General features: G+C 70.8%; 19 protein-coding genes. 10 read left to right on the top strand and 9 right to left on the bottom strand.

Features of this window, described 5'->3' with window-relative positions; all coding sequences use genetic code 11:
* Positions 1-1,300: 1,300 nt before the first annotated feature.
* From MYA_RS13135 to MYA_RS13145, 3 genes are all read right to left on the bottom strand, one after another.
* The gene (locus tag MYA_RS13135; protein WP_014723756.1) at positions 1,301-1,858 is read right to left on the bottom strand and encodes a sugar O-acetyltransferase; all 558 of its coding nucleotides are present in this window, start codon (positions 1,856-1,858) and stop codon (positions 1,301-1,303) included.
* A gap of 63 nt (positions 1,859-1,921) precedes the next feature.
* Complete coding sequence (locus MYA_RS13140) at positions 1,922-2,890, bottom strand: ion channel (protein ID WP_041493904.1); 969 nt, start codon at positions 2,888-2,890, stop codon at positions 1,922-1,924.
* 196 nt (positions 2,891-3,086) lie between these two features.
* On the bottom strand, positions 3,087-4,106 hold the full coding sequence (locus tag MYA_RS13145) for a sulfate ABC transporter substrate-binding protein (RefSeq protein WP_011886189.1): 1,020 nt from the start codon (positions 4,104-4,106) through the stop codon (positions 3,087-3,089).
* Positions 4,107-4,556: 450 nt separating this feature from the next.
* On the opposite strand from MYA_RS13145, the gene dapA reads away from it, so the two are divergent.
* Positions 4,557-5,450, top strand: coding sequence for a 4-hydroxy-tetrahydrodipicolinate synthase (gene dapA, locus MYA_RS13150; protein ID WP_014723758.1), 894 nt, complete (start codon positions 4,557-4,559; stop codon positions 5,448-5,450).
* 339 nt (positions 5,451-5,789) lie between these two features.
* Here dapA and MYA_RS13155 read toward each other — a convergent pair whose 3' ends face one another.
* Positions 5,790-6,872, bottom strand: coding sequence for a LysR substrate-binding domain-containing protein (locus tag MYA_RS13155; RefSeq protein ID WP_085954494.1), 1,083 nt, complete (start codon positions 6,870-6,872; stop codon positions 5,790-5,792).
* A gap of 106 nt (positions 6,873-6,978) precedes the next feature.
* Here MYA_RS13155 and MYA_RS13160 point away from each other — a divergent pair, with 106 nt between their 5' ends.
* Positions 6,979-8,391, top strand: coding sequence for an MFS transporter (locus tag MYA_RS13160; RefSeq protein WP_014723761.1), 1,413 nt, complete (start codon positions 6,979-6,981; stop codon positions 8,389-8,391).
* Between the two features lie 177 nt (positions 8,392-8,568).
* On the opposite strand, the gene MYA_RS13165 is transcribed toward MYA_RS13160, so the two are convergent.
* Genes MYA_RS13165 through MYA_RS13175 form a run of 3 tightly spaced genes read right to left on the bottom strand, consistent with a single transcriptional unit; the run spans position 8,569 to position 12,554 of the window.
* On the bottom strand, positions 8,569-10,794 hold the full coding sequence (locus MYA_RS13165) for a xanthine dehydrogenase family protein molybdopterin-binding subunit (protein WP_014723762.1): 2,226 nt from the start codon (positions 10,792-10,794) through the stop codon (positions 8,569-8,571).
* Positions 10,791-11,789, bottom strand: coding sequence for an FAD binding domain-containing protein (locus tag MYA_RS13170; RefSeq protein ID WP_014723763.1), 999 nt, complete (start codon positions 11,787-11,789; stop codon positions 10,791-10,793). Before MYA_RS13170 ends, MYA_RS13165 begins: the two co-directional genes overlap by 4 nt.
* 18 nt (positions 11,790-11,807) lie before the next feature.
* Entirely contained in the window at positions 11,808-12,554 is a 747-nt protein-coding gene (locus tag MYA_RS13175) for a (2Fe-2S)-binding protein (RefSeq protein ID WP_014723764.1), read from the bottom strand.
* 544 nt (positions 12,555-13,098) lie between these two features.
* Between MYA_RS13175 and MYA_RS32495 the strand changes: the two genes are divergently transcribed.
* Positions 13,099-13,392: a hypothetical protein gene (locus MYA_RS32495; RefSeq protein ID WP_041493906.1), complete on the top strand. Its 294-nt coding sequence runs from the start codon at positions 13,099-13,101 to the stop codon at positions 13,390-13,392.
* Between the two features lie 49 nt (positions 13,393-13,441).
* Entirely contained in the window at positions 13,442-15,562 is a 2,121-nt protein-coding gene (locus MYA_RS13185; RefSeq protein WP_011886197.1) for a phosphocholine-specific phospholipase C, read from the top strand.
* A gap of 42 nt (positions 15,563-15,604) precedes the next feature.
* On the opposite strand, the gene MYA_RS13190 is transcribed toward MYA_RS13185, so the two are convergent.
* Positions 15,605-16,228, bottom strand: coding sequence for an RBBP9/YdeN family alpha/beta hydrolase (locus tag MYA_RS13190; protein WP_011886198.1), 624 nt, complete (start codon positions 16,226-16,228; stop codon positions 15,605-15,607).
* Between the two features lie 243 nt (positions 16,229-16,471).
* Here MYA_RS13190 and MYA_RS13195 point away from each other — a divergent pair, with 243 nt between their 5' ends.
* The 5 genes from MYA_RS13195 to MYA_RS13215 are packed head-to-tail and all read left to right on the top strand — an operon-like array spanning position 16,472 to position 19,550.
* The gene (locus MYA_RS13195; RefSeq protein WP_011886199.1) at positions 16,472-16,909 is read left to right on the top strand and encodes a VOC family protein; all 438 of its coding nucleotides are present in this window, start codon (positions 16,472-16,474) and stop codon (positions 16,907-16,909) included.
* Between the two features lie 4 nt (positions 16,910-16,913).
* Positions 16,914-17,855 (top strand): 2-hydroxyacid dehydrogenase, encoded by a 942-nt coding sequence (locus MYA_RS13200; protein ID WP_014723766.1) that lies wholly within the window; start codon positions 16,914-16,916, stop codon positions 17,853-17,855.
* 29 nt (positions 17,856-17,884) lie between these two features.
* Positions 17,885-18,817: a hydroxymethylglutaryl-CoA lyase gene (locus MYA_RS13205; protein ID WP_011886201.1), complete on the top strand. Its 933-nt coding sequence runs from the start codon at positions 17,885-17,887 to the stop codon at positions 18,815-18,817.
* Positions 18,818-18,840: 23 nt separating this feature from the next.
* Positions 18,841-19,347 carry a YbaK/EbsC family protein gene (locus MYA_RS13210; protein WP_011886202.1) on the top strand — a complete coding sequence of 169 codons (507 nt, stop codon included), beginning with the start codon at positions 18,841-18,843 and terminating at the stop codon, positions 19,345-19,347.
* Positions 19,344-19,550: a DUF1289 domain-containing protein gene (locus MYA_RS13215; protein WP_014723767.1), complete on the top strand. Its 207-nt coding sequence runs from the start codon at positions 19,344-19,346 to the stop codon at positions 19,548-19,550. Before MYA_RS13210 ends, MYA_RS13215 begins: the two co-directional genes overlap by 4 nt.
* 315 nt (positions 19,551-19,865) lie before the next feature.
* Here MYA_RS13215 and MYA_RS13220 read toward each other — a convergent pair whose 3' ends face one another.
* A complete protein-coding gene (locus MYA_RS13220; protein ID WP_014723768.1) occupies positions 19,866-20,768 on the bottom strand; it encodes a DMT family transporter in 903 nt (300 codons plus the stop codon).
* 112 nt (positions 20,769-20,880) lie between these two features.
* On the opposite strand from MYA_RS13220, the gene MYA_RS13225 reads away from it, so the two are divergent.
* Entirely contained in the window at positions 20,881-21,372 is a 492-nt protein-coding gene (locus MYA_RS13225) for an Lrp/AsnC family transcriptional regulator (RefSeq protein WP_014723769.1), read from the top strand.
* The last annotated feature ends 92 nt before the right edge of the window (positions 21,373-21,464 follow it).

The raw sequence follows: 21,464 nt of genomic DNA on the forward strand, positions 1-21,464 counted from the left end.
TGCGGAGGCCGGATATCCACACCCGCCTGCCCGCTTCCCGCCGATTCGGCGGCGACGCTCACCGGTCGAATGCACAGGATTGCGAGTCGATTGAGCGGGGGCGATTGTCCGCAGCGGTGTGCGGCTCGCGATGCTCTATTTACTTCCGGCGCGGCAGGCGCGGAAGCGTGTAGGTGCGGGGCACCTCGGGGGCAGCCACACACTAAAAACCCTGTGAGTTCCGATGGTGAGCAGCGGCACGCAAGCGAATGAGGAGGCCGATTTGGCTGTGGATAGAACCCACCCATCACAACTCGAAACGCTGTGCATTCCGACGGTGAGCGACAGCAAATCGATCGAACGGCCGCGCCGATTCGGGAATGAATGGCCCTTTCCGCGATCACTCGAAACGCTGTGCATTTCAAGGGTGAGCGGCGATCGGGAGATCGATGTGGACAATTCACCCATGCAACCACTCGCAACACTGTGAAATCGAACGGTGAGCGTCGGCGCGGTATCGCATGACGACCGCCGATTCGGGCGCGAACCGACGCGAGCGATGCCGCTCAGCCCCGCGCGCCGGGGCTCGCGCGCACGCGGCCGCGCCGCACGCATCGGCGCTCACCGTCGGGATACACAGCACATCGACTGGTTCGGGCGAGCGCATATCCACATCGCGGCAAGCAGTCGAATGAAACGCGCGATCGCGAGTGCGGTTAGAATGCGCGACCGCCGAAGCCGTCCACGGGAACGCGCTAGGCCACGCAGGCAGACCTCGGGCGCGACCGGGCCGCGACGCTCACCATCGGAATACACAGCGCTGCGACTGCGTTCGGCGGCAAGATATCCACAACGCGAAACGCTCGCGCGATCGATCGTCGAAGCGAGCGGCGCGCCTGAACGCGCAACGCGCCGAATGTCGGGCAGCGCGCGGAAGCCCGCGCGGCGCAAGCGTCACACGCGGGCGGACGCCGGCGCTCACCGTCCGCGAGCACAGCGTTTTTCGTCGTTGCGCGCCAGGTTGTCCACATGCTGCGGCAGGCATTCCTGCCCACGGGCGCATGCTCACCGACCAAATGCACAGCATTGCGACTGCGTGCGAAGCGAGATATCCACAACCGACATCGCGCGGACGTTGGCCGCCCGCGCATGCGCAACGTCGGCTAATGCACACGCCGGCGCGCCCGCGCCAACCGCCGCAAAACCGCGCCGCTTCAGGCTTGCGCCGCATGCTCACCGGTCGCTTGCACAGCATTTCGATTGAGCGAAATGCCGGTTGTCCACATCCGCCGCGCGGTGGCGTCGCCGCCGCCCCACGCCGTCACTCCGCGATCGAACGGACGATCCGCGCCGGGTTGCCGGCGACCAGCGTATTCGGCGGGACGTCGCGCGTCACGACCGAGCCGGCGCCGACCACCGCGTTCTCGCCGACCGTCACGCCGCCGAGGATCGTCGCGCCCGCGCCGATCCACACGTTGTTGCCGATCGAGATCGGCCGGGCCACGACCGCGTCGCGTCGGCGCGACGGCTCGAGCGGATGGCCGGACGTGATGAGGCTCACGTTCGGCCCGATCATCGCGTCGTCGCCGATGTCGAGGCCGCCGAGGTCGTAGAACGTGCAGTTCTGGTTGACGAACACGTTCCGGCCGATCCGCGTGGCTGCGCCGCCGGTTGCGTAGAACGGCGGAATCAGCAGGAAGCCGTCGTCGATCGGCTTGCCCGTCAGTTCGCCGAACAGGCTGCGGACTTCGTCCGCATCGGCGAACGTCAGCCGGTTGAGCCGCGCGGTGATCGCCATCGCGCGCGCGAGCTCGGCGCGCATCGCCGCCGATTCGGGCGTGCGCCGGGAAATGATCGTCGTGCGGTCGTCGTGGGCCATGCGGTGCCTTCTCCGTGGGTTCGATCCGGCGCGCGGCGCATCACGCTGGGTGCGGCGCGCCGCTCATGCGGCCGGCCCGGGCGCGCGCGCCGACCCGCCCGCATCGACCACCTCGCCCGGCAGACCGCCTGCGTCGCTGTCCGCGTCGACCGGCACGACCTCGTGAAAATGCGTGTAGTCGATGTGCGTGATGCCGCCCTCGTCGCGCATCAGGTCGACATAGCGGTGACGCCAGCGGATCTCGGCGTGGGTCCACGTGTGGCGCGCCTGCATGACCTGCGACGTCGTCTCGTCGGAGCCCTCGATCGTGATCAGCAGCGACGCGTCGCGCGCGGCGAGCGATTCGGCCGTTTCGCCGAACAGCGGGCTGGTTTCGTCGATCACGTGCATCAGGTTCCAGCCGAGCAGGAAGATCGGATGCTCGTTGCGCACGAGCGGCAGATCGTGGATCTTGCGCAGCGTGTAGCCTTCGTGCGTGCCTTCGACCCGCATCAGCCGCAGTTTCGCCTGCGCTTCGGCGATCACGTTCTGACGCGCGTTGGCGGCGCGCACCATCAGCGTCATCCGCCCGTCCAGCGGCCGCACGATCGCGTAGCGCGCGAACAGGATCTTCGCCTGCGGTCGCGAAAAGCGCGCGAACACGAGGCCGGTGGCCAATGCGATGCCCGACATCCCGATGAAGATCTCGAACGTGGCGACGACGTGCGCGTAGACGGTCTGCGGATGCATGTCGCCGTAGCCGACCGTCGCGAGCGTCTCGACGCTGAAGAAGAACGCGCCGGTGAAGCCGGCCGGCGACTGGTTCGCGATCGGCTCGTGGCCGAGCAGGTAGAGCAGCGCGAAGCCGCCGTTGATCAGCAGGAACAGCACCGCGAGCGACAGGAAGAACACGGGCCAGGTGACCGTCAGCGCGCGGTGATACAGGTCGCGCCAGCCGAGCGGCGGCATGCCGTACGCGATCACCGGGCGGGTGCCGGACCAGATCCGGCGGCCCCGGCCGCGGGAGAAAGGGGAAGACGGATCGACGTTCATCGCGCGACGCCTGGGACAGGAAGGCGATGAGCGTAGCATGCGCGGGCGCGGGGCGCGCGTACGGTGCGGAGGTCGCGCGGGGAGGGGTTTCGTGCAGCGCTCACGCGCTGCACCGAGGCCGCGGTGCGCGCGAGATCGGCGCTGCGCCGACGGACGCGCGGCGCGCGAAAGATCGCGCCCTCCGCGCGCGCCGCCCTTACTTCCGGTCGACGATCACGCGATCGAACGTGCCGCCGTCGGCGAAGTGCGTCTTCTGCGCGTTCGCCCAGCTGCCGAAAACCTGCTCGACGCTGAACGTCTTCAGCGGCTTGAACTCGGCCGCGTGCTTTTTCAGCACGTTCGGATCGCGCGGGCGCAGATGGTGCTGCGCGACGATCTCCTGCGCCTGCGGCGTGTACAGATAAGCGAGATAGGCCTGCGCGACCTTGCGCGTGCCCTTTTTGTCGACGACCTTGTCGACCACGGCGACGGGCGGCTCCGCGAGAATGCTCGCCGACGGATACACCGCGTCGAATTGCGCGCCCGATGCGCCGGTGTCCATCAGCGCGACCTCGTTCTCGAACGTGACGAGCACGTCGCCGATGCCGCGCTGCGTGAAGGTCGTCGTTGCGCCGCGGCCGCCCGAATCGAGCACCGGCACGTTGCGGAAGATCGCCTTCTCGAAATCGAGCGCCTGCTGGTCGGTCGCGCCCTTCTGCTTCTGATAGCCCCACGCGGCAAGATACGCGTAGCGGCCGTTGCCCGACGTCTTCGGATTCGCGATGACCACCTGCACGCCCGGCTTCGCGAGATCGCTCCAGTCCTTGATGGCCTTCGGGTTGCCCTTGCGCACGAGGAACACCATCGTCGTCGAGTACGGCGAGCTGTTGTCGGGAAAGCGCGCGCGCCAGTCCTTCGACAGCAGCTGGCCGCGCTCGGCGAGCAGGTCGATGTCGTTCGGCTGGTTCATCGTCACGACGTCGGCCTGCAGCCCTTGCAGCACCGACAGCGCCTGCGCGCTCGACGCGCCGTGCGACTGCTTGATCGTCACCGTTTCGCCGGTCTGCTGCTTGTACGCCGCGGCGAAGCTCGCGTTGATGTCCTTGTACAGCTCGCGCGTCACGTCGTACGACACGTTGAGGATCGACGTGTCCGCGTGCGCGGCCGTTGCCGCCACGACCAGCGCCGCCGCCGTGCCGGCGTGCAGCCAGCGGCCGATCACCTTGATGCCTGCCATCGCGATATACCCCGTTTCCAGTGGTGGTGAATGTGCGTGACGGCGCGCGTGCGCACCGTCATCGAAACGTAAGCGGGCATTCTAGCGGCCGGGCGCCGCGCGCCTTCCAATCTGTCGTGGAAAGCAAATCTGGAATTCTGCTAACGCGGCACGCCGGCTCGCGCGCGCGCCGGCCGCGGTGTTAAGATCGCCGCTCAGCCCTTTTCCGGTCCATCCATGTCCGCTGCTCCGCGCTCGCTGTCGATCCTCGCCGCCACCGCGGCAGGTGTGCGCGCGGCCGGGCTGAAACTGAAAAAACGACTCCTCGACTGACGGGGACGTCGCGTCCCGTCAGGCGAATGCCGGACGGGATGCCCGCGGGTCGTTGCTTTCTCCTTGCCCGCATGCCTCGCTCCGGCGCCCGCCGGCGGAACGGTTCCTCTCCACTCCGTTCTCACCATGAGGCTTTGCATGCACACACGTTTCGAAGGTATCTGGCTGCCGATCATCACGCCGCTCCACGACGGCGAGGTCGACCACGGCGCGCTCGCGCGGCTCGCGCGCCATTACGCGGCGGCCGGCATCACCGGCTTCGTCGCGGGCGCGACGACCGGCGAGGGCGTGCTGCTCGACGCGCGCGAACAGGATGCGGTGTTCGCGACGCTGCGCGACGCGGCGCCCGGCGTGCCGATCGTCGTCGGGCTCACCGCGAGCGCGACCCACTTCGCGGCCGCCCGCGCACGCGAGCTCGCCGCGCTGCGGCCCGACGGGCTGCTCGTCACGCCGCCCGTCTACGTGAGGCCGACGCAGGACGGCATCCGCCGTCACGTCGAGGCGATCGTCGCCGCGGCCGATGTGCCGGTGCTCGTCTACAACATCCCGTACCGCACCGGCGTGAACGTCGAACTGGAGACGTTGCAGGCGCTCGCGCGCGATGCGCGCGTGGCCGGCGTCAAGGAGTGCGGCGGCACGCTCGACCGGCTGAGCCGGCTCGTGCACGACACGCCGCTCGCGATCCTGTCCGGCGACGACAACCAGAACTTCGCGGCGCTCTGTGCAGGCGCGCACGGCGCGATCGCGAGCAGCGCGCACGTGCTGCCCGAATGGCACGTGCGCATCCACGCGCTGCTGCGCGACGGCCGCCTCGCCGACGCGCGACGGCTGGCGGTCGCGTTGCAGCCGCTCGTCGCGGCGCTGTTCGCCGAGCCGAATCCCGCGCCGGTGAAGGCGCTGCTGGCCGCGCAAGGATGGTGCGAAGACGGGCTGCGGTTGCCGTTCGTGCCCGCGAGCGCCGCGTTGCGCGACAGGCTCGGCGAGCTGTGGGCGGCGCTGCAGGCGCACGCGCCGGCGGTTGCGGCGGTGTAGGACGAGGGGTATGGGCGCGTGGGGCCGGCTGGGGTGGTGGCCGTTGTGCGGCGAAGCGGTCGGCTGGCCGGGGCGCCGGGTGAACCGCAAGCGGTGCGTTTCGCCGACCGGACGGCGCCGCTGCGCGACACGGCCGTCGGCGCGCGGGCGAGCGAACGAGCGAGCGGGCGAGCGCGCAGGCGAGCGGGCGAACGCGGCGGACGATCGAACGGGCTACCGTCGATGCGGCGGCGTGCCGGACGCTCACGCCGCCCATCGAAGCCTGAGCGCCAGCGGCGAGCGCGCCCGCTCACTCTCAAACTGCGCGCGCCGCCTCACGCGACACCGCCCCGGCGAGCCTCAGGCCGCCAGCGCCACCGCGTCGCGTCGGGTCGCGTCGCGCACGGCCTGCGTCACGATCTGCGCGAGCCGTTCCACGGTCGGCGTCGCCGACGACGTGCGGCGCAGCAACAGCAGCGGCAGGCTCGGCAGCGCGGGCAGGCCGCACGCGGCCGTGTCGAGTGCGCGCACCGACGCGGGCAACCCGTAATGCGAGCGCACCGTGACGCCCAGCCCGGCCGCCGCGGCCGCCCATAGTCCGGCCAGGCTCGGCGTGGTGAATGCGACGCGCCACGGCAAGCCCGCGCGGTCGAGCGCGTCGGTCGCCGCGGCGAAGAAGCGGCACGGCCGGTCGAACACGACGAGCGGCAGCGGCTCTCCACGCTCTGCCTGCTCTGCCTGCTCTGCCTGCTCTGCCTGCTCTGCCTGCTCTGCCGGCGCACCCGGCGTGCGCTCCGCGGCGGCGCTCGCAGCGCCGTCGCGTGCGGCATCCGGCATTGCGCCGGCGTCGGCCACGCCGACGTCGCCCGCGCCCACGGCCGCGATCCACTGCATCGGCACCTGGGCGATCGCGTCGCTGTCGATGCCCGCGCGCGACATCAGGCTCGCCGATGCCGGATCGCCCCACACGAGCGCGAGATCGAGCTGATTCGCGTCGAGCCGCTCGAGCAGCTCGGCATTGCGCGCGACGCGCGCCTCGATCCGCACCTTCGGATGCGCGCGCGCAAAACGCCCGAGCACGTCGGGCAGGATCGCTTCGCCGAAATCCTCCTGCAGCCCGACCCGCACCCAGCCGTCGAGATTCACGCCGCGCACGGCCGCGGCCGCTTCGTCGTTCAGTTCGATCATGCGGCGCGCGTAGCGCAGCATCGCGTCGCCCGCGTCGGTCAGCGCCAGCCCGCGCCCGGCCTTCACGAACAGCGGCGTGCCGGCCTGCTCCTCGAGCTTGCGGATCTGCGCGCTCACCGCCGACGACGAGCGCGCGACGCGATCGGCCGCCTTCGTGAAGCTGCCGAGGTCGACGCCCGCCACCAGGCTGCGCAGCGCCGCGACATCGAAATTGGGACGCGCAAGCGCGGCGTCGCTAGGGTCTCGCATCGGCATCTCGATCATCCTGTTTTGTCGAACGATTCATCAAAAACTTTCCGATTTTCAGGATGAATGTAGGTCGCCACACTGACGATGTCAATTTGCACACGGACCCGTCGTCATGGATACCTCCTGCCTCGCTTCCCCGTCCGCGCGCGCCGGCGCTGCGCGCGGCCCGGCGCATCGCTGGCGCGTGCTCGCTGCCGGCGTCGCGGCGAACATGAGCTTTTCGGCCGCCGCGGCCGGCATTCCGACCACCGCCGTGTGGATGCGCTCGGCCTATCACCTCGACAACGCCGCGCTCGGCCTCGTGCTCGGCGCGCTGGGCTTCGGCGTCGCGCTGTCGGAGTTGCCGTGGGGCATCGCGGCCGATCGCTTCGGCGATCGGCGCGTGCTGCTCACCGGCCTCGTCGCGACCGCCGCGATGCTCGCGGTGATGGTCGCCGCGATCGTGCCGAGCGCGCATGCCGTGCCGCCGCTGCTGCGCGTCGTGGCGGCGATGTGCTGCGTCGGCCTGCTCGGCGGCAGCGTGAACGGTTCGAGCGGACGCGCGGTGATGCGCTGGTTCGGCGAACGCGAACGCGGGCTCGCGATGAGCATCCGGCAGACGGCCGTGCCGCTCGGCGGCGGCGTCGGCGCGGCGCTGCTGCCGGCGCTCGCGTCGCATGCGGGCTTCGCCGCGGTGTACGGCGCGTTGATGCTGCTGTGCGCGGGATCGGCGGCGCTCACGTGGCGCTGGTTGCATGAGCCGCCGGGTGGGGTGGTTGCGTTCGCGCCGTCCGCCACTTCCGCCGCATCGGTCGCGACGGCTACATCCGGCGCATCGGACTCATCGGTCGCATCCGCCGCGTCGGTCCCATCGGCAACATCCCGCACATCCGACACATCGGCCGCATCCGCCGCGCCGTCCACCTCGAGCACCTCGACAACGCCGCCCGCCGCACAGCAAGCGTCCGCCGCTCCCGCGCGCGGCCCGCTGGCGAGCGCCCGCGTGTGGCGCATCGTGCTCGGCATCGGCGCGTTGTGCGCGCCGCAGTTCGCGGTGCTCACGTTCGCGACCGTGTTCCTGCACGATTTCGGCCGGCTCGGGCTCGCCGGCATCAGCACGGCGATGGTCGCGCTGCAGGCCGGCGCCATGGTGATGCGCGTGTGGAGCGGCCGCCATACCGACCGGCACGGCAACCGGCGTGCGTACCTGCGCGGGTCGGTCTGCGTCGCGGCCGGCGCGTTCTCGCTGCTCGCCGCAGCGACGGCCGCCAGCCCCTACGTTCCGCTCGGCGCGATCGTCGCGATTCTCGTGTTCGCCGGCATCTGCGTGTCCGCGTGGCACGGCGTCGCGTACACCGAACTGGCGACGCTCGCCGGCGCGAACCACGCGGGCACCGCGCTCGGGATGGCGAACACGGTCGTCTATCTCGGCCTGTTCGCCACGCCGCTCGCGATCCCGCCGCTGCTCGCCGTCAGTTCGTGGAGCGTCGTATGGCTCGCGACCGCGTTGATCGCTGGGGCGACCTATCCGCTGTTCGCGCGCTAACTCACGAGCTAATCGACGGACCAAGCCACCCGCCGACTCACGCGCGGGCGAGTCGGCGCGCGGCACACGCCACGTGATACACGCGGCACATGCAGCCGCAGCCGCACGCGACCGCACCGCGCGCGACAACGCCCGATGCACAGCAACTTGCGGCGCAGAACCCCGCGCCGCTGACGCTCAGCCCATCGCCGACGTCGCCACCTTGTCGAGCGTGATCGGCAGATCGCGCACGCGCACGCCGGTCGCGTGATAGACGGCATTGGCGATCGCGGCCGGCACGCCGGTGATGCCGATCTCGCCGATCCCGCGGATGCCGAGCGGATTGAAATGCGTGTCGCGCTCGTCGACGAAGATCACGTCGAGTTCGCCGATGTCCGCGTTCACCGGCACGTGATATTCGGCGAGGTTCGCGTTCGTGAAGCGGCCGTGCCGCACGTCGAGATACGACCCCTCCTCGAGCGCGGTGCCGAGCCCCCACACCATGCCGCCGATCAGCTGGCTGCGCGCCGTCTTCGCGTTCAGCACGCTGCCGACGCTGTATGCGCCGACGATGCGCGGCACGCGGATCGTGCCCAGCTCGGCGTCGACGTGCACCTCCGCGAACACCGCCCCGAACGAATGCGACGCATAGCGCGACTTCTCGTCGCCCGGCTTCGTCGTCGCCTGCACGTCGATCGGCCGGCCGCCCGCGCGCGCGATCACCGCCGCGGCGGGATCGCGCCGCGACGGATCGCGGCGATGCACGACCCAGCCGTCGTCGACCGTCACGTCGTCGGCCGCGACGCCGTGCAGCGGCGAACCGGGTGCGCCCACGGCCAGCGCGATCAGCTGCGCGCGCGCCTGCAGCGCGGCCTCGCGCACGGCAGGCGCGACGCTCGCCGCCGTCTGCGAGCCGCCCGACACCGGCGCGCGCGGCAGCCCGGAGTCGCCCAGCACGAAACGCACGTCGCGCAACGCGAAGCCGAGCGCATCGGCGGCCACCTGCGTCATCACCGTGTAGGTGCCCGTGCCGATGTCCTGCGTGCCCGATGCCACTTCAGCCGTGCCGTCCGGCAGAATGCGCGCGCGCGCCGACGCCTCGCTGCGGTTCGCCGGGTACGTGGCGGCCGCCATCCCGAGGCCGATCAGCGTGTCGCCGTCGCGCATCGTGCGCGGCGCGCCGGTGCGGCGCGACCAGCCGAAGCGCTGCGCGCCGAGCCGGTAGCACGCGCGCAGTTCGTTGCTCGACCACGGCTTGCCGTCCTGCGGATCGACCTGCGCGTAGTTCGCGAGCCGCAATTCGACCGGGTCCATCCGCAGCTGCCACGCGAGTTCGTCCATCGCCGACTCGAGCGCGAACGACCCCGACGCCTCGCCCGGCGCGCGCATGAAGGTCGGCGTGCCGACGTTCAGCGACACGATCCGGTGCGTCGTCGCCTGGTTCGGCACCGCGTACATGATCCGCGACGGCATCCCGCACATCTCGGTCCAGTCCTCGAACGTCGAGGTGGTCACGACCGAATCGTGGCGCATCGCGGTCAGCGTGCCGTCGGCGCGTGCGGCCAGCACGACGCGCTGCTCGGTGTACGGCCGCGAGCCGACCGGGCCGAACATCTGCGGCCGCGTCAGCACGAGCCGCACCGGCCGACCGGCCTGCTTCGCGGCCATCGCGCACAGCGACACGTGCGACCACGACGAGCCCTTGCAGCCAAAGCCGCCGCCGAGGAACGGCGACAGCACGCGCACCTGCTCCGGCGCGATGCCGAACACCGCGGCCACCGCGGTGCTCGCGCCCGACACGCCCTGCGTCGCGTCGTGCAGCGTGAGCGTCGGGCCGTCCCAGCGGGCCATCGTCGCATGCGGCTCGATCGGGTTGTGATGCTGCATCGGCGTCGTGTAGGTCGCGTCGATGCGCACCGCGCCTTCGCGCAGCCCCGCGTCGACGTCGCCGCGCTGCGTGTCCATCGGCCGCCCCTGCTGCTTCGGCGGCACGCGCGCGGCCGCCTTCTCGCGCGCGAAATCGAGCGCGGCGGCGCCCGGGCGATAGCGCACGCGCACCGCATCGGCGGCGGCGCTCGCCTGCTCGAGCGTCTGCGCGACGACGACCGCGACGGGCTCGTTGCTGTAGCGCACCGTGTCGTCCTGCAGCAGCGTGAGGTGCCGGCCCGCGGGCGGCGACAGCGGCGGCCGGCCGCCGTTGGGCAGCCGCATCGCGTTCTCGTGCGTGATCACGAGCAGCACGCCGGGCATCGCCCGCGCACGCGCCGTGTCGATCGATTCGATCCGCCCGGCCGCGATCGTGCTCGTCACGAGCACCGCGTGCGCGAGCCGCGGATCGGCGAATTCCGCCGCGTAATGCGCGCCGCCCGTCACCTTCAGCATGCCGTCGACGCGATCGAGCGGCTGTCCGGTCAGCGTGTTCATGCTGCACCTCCATTGGCTGCGGCGCGTTTCACCGCGCGCACGATCGCGCGCTGCGCGAGCGCGACCTTGAACGCATTGCCGTCGAGCGGCCGCGCATCGCGCAGCGCGAGCGCGGCGGCGTCGTGCAGCAACGCATCGGTCGGCGCGCGTCCCGCGAGATGCTGCTCGGCGAGCGTCGCGCGCAGCGGCTTGTGCGCCACACCGCCGAGCGCGATGCGCGCCTCCTCGATGCGCGCGCCGTCCATCCGCAACGCGGCCGCCACCGACACGAGCGCAAACGCGTAGCTCGCGCGATCGCGCACCTTCAGGTAATGCGCATGGCCGGCGAAGCGCGGCGGCGGCAGGTCCACCGCGGTGATCAGCTCGCCGGGCGCGAGCGTCGTGTCGAGATCGGGCCGGTCGCCGGGCAGGCGGTGAAACGACTCGAACGGAATCTGCCGCGCGCCGCGCGGGCCGCTCACCTGCACGACGGCGTCCAGCGCGGCGAGCGCAACGCTCATGTCCGACGGGTTCACCGCCACGCACTGCGGGCTCGCGCCGAGAATCGCGTGCATCCGGTTGTGGCCGCCGATGGCCGCGCAGCCGCTGCCCGGCTCGCGCTTGTTGCATTGCGCGAAGGCCGTGTCGTAGAAGTACGGACAGCGCGTGCGCTGCATCAGGTTGCCGCCGATGGTCGCCATGTTGCGCAGCTGCGCCGACGCGCCCGCGAGCAGCGCCTGCGACAGCAGCGGATAGTCCGCGCGGATGCGCGCATGATCGGCCGCATCGCTGTTGCGCACGAGCGCACCGATCCGCAGCCCGCCGTCGGGCAGCGCGTCGACCGTATCGAGGCCCGCGATGCGCGTGATGTCGATGAGCGCGACCGGTCGCGCCACGCCGCCCTTCATCAGATCGAGCAGGTTCGTGCCGCCGCCGATGAACGCCGCGCCCGGACGCTGCGCCGCGCGCACCGCGCCGGCGACGTCGGCCGCACGTTCGTAGGTGATCGCTTCCATTGCGATGCCCTCCGCCGGCTATGCGCTCGCCGCGTGCGCGGCGCGCACGGCGGCGACGATGTTGGAATACGCGCCGCAGCGGCACAGGTTGCCGCTCATGCGTTCGCGGATCTCGGCGTCCGTCAGCTGCACCGGGCGATGCCGCACGTCGGCGGTGACCGCGCTCGCCGCGCCGGCCGCGAACTCGTCGAGCAGCGCGGTCGCGGCGCACACCTGGCCGGGCGTGCAGTAACCGCACTGGAACGCATCGTGTGCGACGAACGCGCGCTGCACCGCGCTCGGCACGCCGTCGCGCGCGAGCCCTTCGACCGTCGTGATGTGCTGGCCTTCGTGCATCACCGCGAGCGTCAGACACGCATTGATGCGCCGCCCGTCGACGAGCACCGTGCAGGCGCCGCACTGCCCGCGGTCGCATCCCTTCTTCGTGCCGGTCAGCCCCGCGTACTCGCGCAGCGCGTCGAGCAGCGTGACGCGCGGCTCGAGTTGCAGCGTGTACGCGCGTCCGTTGATGTCGAGATGCACCGGCCGCGCGGGCACCGCGTCGCGGTGCGCAGGCGGCGCTGCGGCGGCCTCGCCCTGCGCATGCACGTGCGGCGCGGCGCCGACCGTCGCGGCCGCCGCCGCCGATTGCAGGAAGCGGCGACGCGCCGCGCTCGACGGCGTATCGGCCGGCTGCGACGGCGCCGGCCGGCCTTCGCCGAGCGGCGCGCGCGAAGCGGCGCGCCCGGGTTCGGCGGATGAGGAATCGGATCGATCGGTGAACATGAGTTCTGCTCGCTCGATGAGGGATGGACGCGGAAAGGCGGCCCGTGCCGGACCGGTCGTGCGCGAGCGCGCGCGCAGCGGCGCTCGGAGCAATTCCGGTGCCGCGCAGCAGCGACGCCGGCGCGCGCGTGCCGCGCACTCGGCCGGGATCGCGATGCGCGGCCGTATCCGAGCGCTGGATGGCGGCACGCTGACGCGCTGCTGGCAACACGCCGACGAAACGGCAACAAATACCGGCTCGCGGCATCGGACGCGACATATCGACCGCCGCTCGCGCGCTGGCCGCCGCGCACTGCGCGCGCATCGCGCGCGGCACGGTTCGCGCCTTCGCGTTGCACACGCATGTAAATGCGGCACGTCGTCCGCGTCCCGCTGGCAAATTCCACCATGCGCGTCTGCCTCGTGCAGCCTTCGCCGAAAGCCACGGGACAGCTTCGCGAAAGCGTTTCGCGATCATGTTCCGGTCGCAAACGATTCACCGAAACGTCGCATCGCGCCAGCATACTGGAAAACGTTTGCCGATCAGCCTGCCAGGAGAGAAGTGATGCGTCGTGTCGTCGTTGCCGCCGTTCTGTGTGCCACCGCGCTCGTCGCCGCCTGCAGCGACGACGCGCCGCACGACGAGCAAGCGGCCGACGCGTCGCAGCAGGCCGGCGCGTCGTCGGGCACCGCGAGCGCGTTCAACAGCGATGCCGGCGCGCACGCTGCCGCGGCGGATGCCGCGCCGCTCGCGCCGCCCGTCGTCCACTTCCCGCCCGACGACGACGACGATGCAAAACCGGCGGCCGATGCGTCGGCCACCGCGGCATCGGCCGCCGCTGCCTCGTCGCCGCATTGATCGCGCCGTCCCCGCTCCCGTCCCGTTCGCAGAACCGAGGTAAAACGACATGACGTCATCCAGCCGCCGCCGTTTCCTGCATACCGTCGCGCAATCGGCGGGCGCCGCCGTCGCGCTCAACGCCTTCCCCGAATCGATCCGCCGTGCGCTCGCGATTCCCGCCGCGCGCGGCACCGGCACGATCCGCGATGTCCAGCACATCGTCGTGTTCATGCAGGAGAACCGCTCGTTCGACCATTACTTCGGACACCTGCGCGGCGTGCGCGGCTACAACGACCGCTTCCCGATCCCGCTGCCGAACGGCAAGCCGGTGTGGTACCAGCCGTCGAAGGAGGATCCGGGCAAGCCGGTGCTGCCGTTCCGGCTCGACACGAAGACGACCAGCGCGCAATGTCTCGGCGCGCTCGACCACTCGTGGGCGAAGACGCACGCGGCGATCGACGGCGGCCGCTACGACCAGTGGCCCGCGAACAAGACCGACATGACGATGGGCTATCACGTCCGCGACGACATCCCGTTCCACTACGCGCTCGCCGATGCGTTCACCGTCTGCGACAACTATTTCTGCTCGCTGCCGGGGCCGACGCACCCGAACCGCTCGTACCTGATGACCGGCACGATCGATCCGACCGGCAAGTTCGGCGGCCCGCTGCTCGACAACGCCGACTACGTCGACGGCGACCTGCCGCCCGCCTACCAGCTGCTGTCGTGGACGACCTTCCCGGAACGGCTCGAGGCGCGCGGCGTGTCTTGGCAGATCTACCAGCAGGGGCTCACGTGGGCCGATCCGTACAACGGCAACTACGGCACCAACATCCTGCAGAACTTCGCGAACTTCATCGACGCGAAGCCGGGCTCGTCGCTGTATCAGCGCGCGCAGACGGTGCGCACGCTCGACAACCTGAAGGACGACGTGATCAACGACCGGCTGCCGCAGGTGTCGTGGCTGCTGCCGCCGGCCGCGTTCTCCGAGCATCCGAAATACACGCCCGCGTACGGCGCGAACTACACGTCGCAGATCCTCGACGCGCTGACGTCGAACCCCGACGTGTGGGCGAAGACGGTGCTGTTCATCATGTACGACGAGAACGACGGCTTCTTCGATCACGTCGTGCCGCCGCAGCCGCCGACCTCGGCCGCGCAGGGCGCCTCGACGGTGACCACCGACGGCGAGCTGCACACGGTCGTGAACCCCGGCCGCGGCGGCAGCTATACGGCCGACGGGCTGCCGTACGGCCTCGGGCCGCGCGTGCCGATGACGGTCGTGTCGCCGTGGTCGAAGGGCGGCTTCGTGTGCTCGCAGGTGTTCGACCACACGTCGGTGATCCGCTTCATCGGCGAACGCTTCGGCGTCGACGAGCCGAACATCACGCCGTGGCGCCGCACCGTGTGCGGCGACCTCACCGCCGCGTTCGACTTCCGCTCGTCGGACGCGACCTTCCCGGCGCTGCCCGACACGAGCCAGTACCGCTCGATCGCCGATCAGCAATGCACGTCGCAGCCCGCGCCCACGGTGCCCGCGACGCCGTCGCCGATCGATCCGCAGGAGCCGGGCGTGCGGCCGGCCCGCGCGCTGCCGTACGAGCTGCACGTGAACGCGAGCATTTACGGCGGCAACACGCTGCGCATCGAGTTCGCGAACCGCGGCAACCAGGGCGCGCACTTCCACGTGTACGCGACGAACCGCACCGACGGCCCGTGGCGCTACACGGTCGGCGCGCGCCGCGTGCTGCACGCGGACTTCGATCTGACCGAGACGAACGGCGCGTATGCGTTCTCGGTGTACGGCCCGAACGGGTTCGTGCGGGTCTTCGCGGGCGACGTGTCGGCCGCGACGGCGCGCCGCCGCAACCATGCGCAGCCCGAGGTGAAGGCCGGCTACGACGTCGCGAACGGCAATCTGTATCTGAAGCTGCGCAATCATGGCAGCGGCCACGTGACGTTGACGCTGACCGACAACGCGTACGGCGCGCCGTCGCGACAGGTCACGCTGCACGGCGGCGACGAGCGCGTCGAGCAATGGGCGCTCGCGGCGAGCCATCATTGGTATGACGTGACGGTGAGCGACGGCGCGAACCCCACGTTCTCGCGGCGCTTCGCGGGCCACGTCGAGAACGGCCGGCCGAGCTATTCGGACCCAGCGGCGGTGAAGCCCGTCACGGTGTCGTAAGCGGGGTGACGCGGGGTGTGACGCGGGCGCGCGCCGCGCGCGTCACACCGCATGCGCGAGCGCGCGCTCGACGAGCGCGCGGTCGAAGCCGTCGGCCGCGTCGCGAAAGCGCAGCGGCGCCGCGCAATGCACGAGCGTGTCGATGAAATACTTCGCGCGCGGCCACGGCCCGAAGCCCGCCGCGGTGTTGACGTGCCCCGCGTCGCCGAGGTTCACGAACGCGCTGCCGAGCTGCCGCGCGAGCGTGCGCGCGTCGGCGAGCGGCATCCACGGATCGGTCTCGCTGCCGATCACGATCGACGGCACCGCGAGCCGGCGCGCGTCGAACGGCCCGGCGAACGTGAACTTCTTCGGACTGGCCGGCGCGACGAGCAGCACGCCCGCGACGTCGGCGGCCTGCGGCCACTGCGCGAGCGCATGCGCGGCGGCGAGGCAGCCGAAGCTGTGCGCGGCCAGCACGAACGGGCCGCGCTCGCGCTCGAGCAGCGCGCGCACCGACTGCGCCCAGCGCACGAGGTCGGGCGCATCCCAGTCGGCCTGCTCGACGCGCAACGAACGCGCGAACTGCCGTTCGAGCCAGCTCTGCCAGTGGGCGCCTTCGCTGCCGTGCAGGCCCGGAACGGTCACGAGCCGCGGCGGCCACGCCGATTTGCTGCATGCGCGCATGATTGCCCTCGCTTGCGTTGCTTGAAGACGAGCGTCGATTCTCGCGCGCCGCGCATCGCGGCCGAACCAATTTTTTGTGCTTTGCTTGTGCGCGGGCTGCACGCGCCGCGGCCGCTCGGCGTCGCCGGCAGCCCGGCGACGGCGCAACGCGCCGCGAGACCGTAGAATGTGGGCTTCCCGCTTGCCATGCACCGGATCGGAGCCGCGCGCCGCCGCGCCGTTCCGGTCGACAGGAGATGCCCGATGTCCGCTTCGCCCGCCGGCGCGCTGCGCCCGTTCCATCTCGCCTTCCCCGTGACGAGCCTCGCCGCCGCGCGCGCGTTCTACGGCGGCCTGCTCGGCTGCGCCGAAGGCCGCAGCTCGGAACACTGGGTCGACTTCGACTTCTTCGGTCACCAGCTCGTCGCGCATCTCGCCCCTGACGAGACCGGCAGGAGCGCGGTGAATCCGGTCGACGGCGACGACGTGCCGGTGCGCCATTTCGGCGTCGTGCTGTCGATGGACGAATGGCATGCGCTCGCCGACACACTCCGCGCCGCGCACACGCGTTTCGTGATCGAGCCGCACATCCGCTTCAAGGGCGAGGTCGGCGAGCAGGCGACGATGTTCTTCCTCGATCCGTGCGGCAACGCGCTCGAGTTCAAGGCATTCGCCGACATCGGCCAGCTGTTCGCGAAGTAAGCGGATGAAGCTCCTGTTCTATACGCCGCACCAGGAAGCCGGCGCATGGCGCGACGCGCTCGCGCACGCGCTGCCCGACGCCGAGCTGCGCGAGTGGCAGCCGGGCGACACGGCCGCGGCCGACTACGCGCTCGTGTGGCGCGCGCCGCGCGCGCTGTTCGCGCCGCGCGAGCGGCTGCGCGCGATCTTCAATCTCGGCGCCGGCGTCGATGCGCTGCTCGCGCTCGAGCGCGCGCATCCCGGCACGCTGCCGCCCGACGTACCGCTCGTGCGGCTCGAAGATTCCGGCATGGCGCAGCAGATGATCGAATACGTGACGCACGCGGTGCTGCGCTACCTGCGCCGCTTCGACGAATACGACGCGCTGCAGCGCGAGCGGCGCTGGGAGGTGCTCGAGCCGCATCCGCGCGGGCGCTTCACGGTCGCGGTGCTGGGCCTCGGCGTGCTCGGCGCGCAGGTCGCGCAGGCGCTCGCCGCGCTCGGCCTGCCGGTGCGCGGCTACAGCCGCAGCCCGAAGCAGCTCGACGGCATCGCGACCTTCGCCGGCGAGCATGCCTTCGACGCGTGCATCGACGGCGCGAAGGTGCTCGTCAACCTGCTGCCGAGCACGCCCGACACCGACGCGATCCTGTCCGCGCGCACCTTCGCGCGGCTCGCGCCGGGCGCGTACCTGGTGAACGTCGCGCGCGGCGCGCATCTGGTCGAAGCCGACCTGCTCGACGCGCTCGCGAGCGGCCGCATCGCGGCCGCGACGCTCGACGTGTTCGAGCACGAGCCGCTGCCCGCCGACCATCCGTTCTGGCAGGCGCCGCGCATCACGATCACGCCGCACAGCGCCGCGCTGACGCTGCGCGACGAAGCCGTCGAGCAGATCGCGGGCAAGATCCGCGCGCTCGAGCGCGGCGAGCCGATCGGCGGCATCGTCGACCGCGCGCGCGGCTACTGAATTCGCACAACATGACACTGGAGACAACCATGACGTTCCCCACCGCCGTCAAGATCGTCGAAGTCGGCCCGCGCGACGGGCTGCAGAACGAGAAGGCCTTCGTGCCGACCGACGTGAAGATCGCGCTCGTCGACCGGCTGTCGCGCGCCGGCTTCCGCAACGTCGAGTCCGCATCGTTCGTGTCGCCGAAGTGGGTGCCGCAGATGGCCGACGGCGCCGACGTGATGGCCGGTATCGAGCGTCGCGCGGGCACCGTGTATTCCGTGCTCACGCCGAACCTGAAGGGCTTCGAGAACGCGCTCGCCGCGCGCGCCGACGAAGTGGTGATCTTCGGCGCGGCGAGCGAGGCGTTCTCGCAGCGCAATATCAACTGCAGCATCGCGGAAAGCATCGCGCGCTTCGAGCCGGTCGCGCAGGCGGCGAAGGACGCCGGCCTGCGGCTGCGCGGCAGCGTGTCCTGCGCGCTCGGCTGCCCGTACCAGGGCGACGTGCCGGTCGCCTCGGTGGTCGACGTGGTGGAGCGCTTCGCCGCGCTCGGCTGCGACGAGATCGACATCGCCGACACGATCGGCGTCGGCACGCCGAAGCGCACGCGCGAGGTGCTCGCGGCCGTCACGCGCGTGTTCCCGCGCGAGCGGCTGTCGGGCCACTTCCACGACACCTACGGCCAGGCGCTCGCGAACATCTATGCGGCGCTGTTCGAAGGCATCGAGATCTTCCACGCGTCGGTGGCCGGCCTCGGCGGCTGCCCGTACGCGAAGGGCGCGACCGGCAACGTCGCGACCGAAGACGTGCTGTACCTGATGCAGGGCCTCGGCATCGACACCGGCATCGACCTCGCGCAGGTGGTCGCCGCCGGCGACTTCATCTCCACTGCGATCGGCCGCGCGAACGCATCGCGCGCCGGTCGCGCACTGCTCGCCCGCGCGCAGAGCGCCGCCGACGCGCCGAGCTGCACCTGAGCCTCACACTTCCGGACTCACCCATGACGACACCCACTCCGTTCGACACCCTCCCCGATTCCGCGCGCCGCGTCGCGCTGCTGCTGCGCGAACGCGGGCATGCGAAAGACATCGTGATGCTCGCCGAAACCGGCAAGACCTCCGCCGAAGCCGCGGCCGGGCTCGGCTGCGCGGTCGCGCAGATCGCGAAGTCGATCCTGTTTCGCCGCGAGTCGGACGGGCTGCCGGTGCTGGTCGTCGCGAGCGGCGCGAACCGCGTCGACGAAAAGAAGGTCGCGGCGCAGGTCGGCGCGGTCGGTCGCGCGGACGCGAAGTTCGTGCGCGACAACACCGGCTATGCGATCGGCGGCGTCTGTCCGATCGGCCATCTCGTCGAACCGGTCACGCTGATCGATGCGGATCTCCTCGCGCTCGACAGCCTGTGGGCGGCCGCCGGCCATCCGCACGCGGTGTTCAACCTGTCGCCGCAGGAGCTCGTCGCGCTGACGGGCGCGCCGGTCGCCGACGTCGCGCTGCGCAACGACGCATGAGCGACACGCCGGTACCGGTCGGCACGGTGGCCTCGCCGTGCACCGACGTCTGCAGGATCGATCCGCGCACCGACTGGTGCGCGGGCTGCCTGCGCACCCGCGACGAAATAAAGGGATGGCGCGCGTCGGACGACGACGCGCGACGCGCGCTGCTCGCGCGCCTCGATGCGCGCCGACGGCTGATCGCACGCAGCGGCGCATAAAAAAATGCCGTTCGGCCTGCGTGGCGAACGGCATGAGATCGGAATCCTGTGAACGTGATCAACGTCACAGCCCGCATCATACGAGCGACCGTGCTGCATCGCATCGGGTGTTTCCCTACAACTTCTTACAGTGGCGTGGGGGAGTGAGCGGGGGGCGCGGATCGGGCTTGGGGTTGGGGCTTGGGGTGTCGAACGGCGGGCGTTGGGCGTTGGGCGTTGGGCGTTGGACATCGGGCATCGGGCATCTGCCGTCGCCGGCAAGCCATTGCAGCAAATCCCGGCCGCGAGCCCTGACGGCAAGCCGGAGCGCGCGTCTCAGTTGCCGGGCGCCGCGCGGCGCGCCGGCACGATGCGCCAGCCGAGGTTCACGCCGGCCGCCGCGACGAGGATCAGCAGCGCGCCGAGCACCTGCGTCCACGCGAGCGTCTGCCCGTACGCGATGCGATCGACGATGATCGCGACGACCGGATAGACGAACGACAGCGCGCCCGTCATCGCGACCGGCAGCTTCTGGATCGCGCCGTACAACAGCACATACATCACACCCGTGTTCATCACGCCGAGCACGACGAGATCGAGCCACTGCGCGGCCGTCGCCGGCAACGTGCCGAACTGCGCGAACGGCGCGAGCAGCACGACGCCGAGGCCGACCTGCAGCAGCGCGAGCAGATGCGGCGGCGTGCCCTTCAGATGCTTCGTGACGATCGACGACAGCGCGTACAGGAACGCCGCGCCGAGCGACAGCGCGACGCCTTCGAGATATTCGCCGGGCACCGCGAGCACCGCCGGCTCGACGCGCACCACGCAGACGAGGCCGATGAACGCGACCGCGAGCCACGCGAGCGTCGACGCGCCGATCCGCTCGCGGAACACGATTGCGCCCAGCGCGACGAGCATGAACGGCTGCGTGTTGTAGACGGCGGTCGCCATCGAGATCGACGCGCGCGAATACGCGGCGAACAGCAGCAGCCAGTTCGCGACGATCGCGAGGCTGCCGAACGCCGCGAGCGCGAGCATGCGCGGCGAGAACAGCGCGCGGCGCAGCATCCCGAGCGCCGCGCAGACGATCGCGAGCGTCGCCGCGCCGAACACGCAGCGAAAGAACACGACGTTGGACAGCGGCTGCTGCGACGACATCACGAGCCAGCCGATCGTGCCGGACATCAGCATCGCGACGAGCATCTCGGCGGCGCCGCGGCGGATTTCGTTCGAGACCATCGTGGGCTCCGGTGGCGAGGGAAGATGACTTCGATTCTAGGAGCTTGCTTTCCGTGCATCCACGGCTAGACTGAAGCGAAACCGCCGATTCACCTTCGAAACCAAAGCGATCATGTCGAAACGCCTTTCACCGCCGGCCGCGGTATCGCTGGACGCGACCGACCGCGCGATCGTCGCCGCGCTCGCCGACGATGCGCGCATCGCGACCAGCGAACTGGCGCGGCAGATCGGGCTGTCGGCGCCCGCGACCGCCGATCGCGTGCGGCGGCTCGAAGCGCAGGGCGTGATCGCCGGCTTCACCGTCGAGCTCGATCCGCGCGCGCTCGGCTACACGCTGCAGGCGATCGTGCGCGTGAAGCCGTTGCCGGGACAACTGCATCTCGTCGAAGACGTGCTGCGGCGCATTCCTGAATTCGTCGAATGCGACAAGGTCACCGGCGAGGACTGCTTCATCTGCCGGCTGTACCTGCGCACGATCGAGCATCTCGACGACATCCTGTCGAAAGTGACGGAGCGCGCCGAAACGAGCACGGCGATCGTCAAATCGACGCCCGTGCCGCGCCGCCTGCCGCCGCTCGTCGACGACGACGCGGGGCGACGCTGACGGGCACTGAAAGCGACTACGTACCACTCGGCGCCACTCAGCGCCAGCGCGCGTGACCAATGCGAGCGCGCCGGGCGCGCATACTGCCGCTT

The sequence above is a fragment of the Burkholderia sp. KJ006 genome (assembly GCF_000262695.1).
Taxonomy (GTDB): domain Bacteria; phylum Pseudomonadota; class Gammaproteobacteria; order Burkholderiales; family Burkholderiaceae; genus Burkholderia; species Burkholderia vietnamiensis.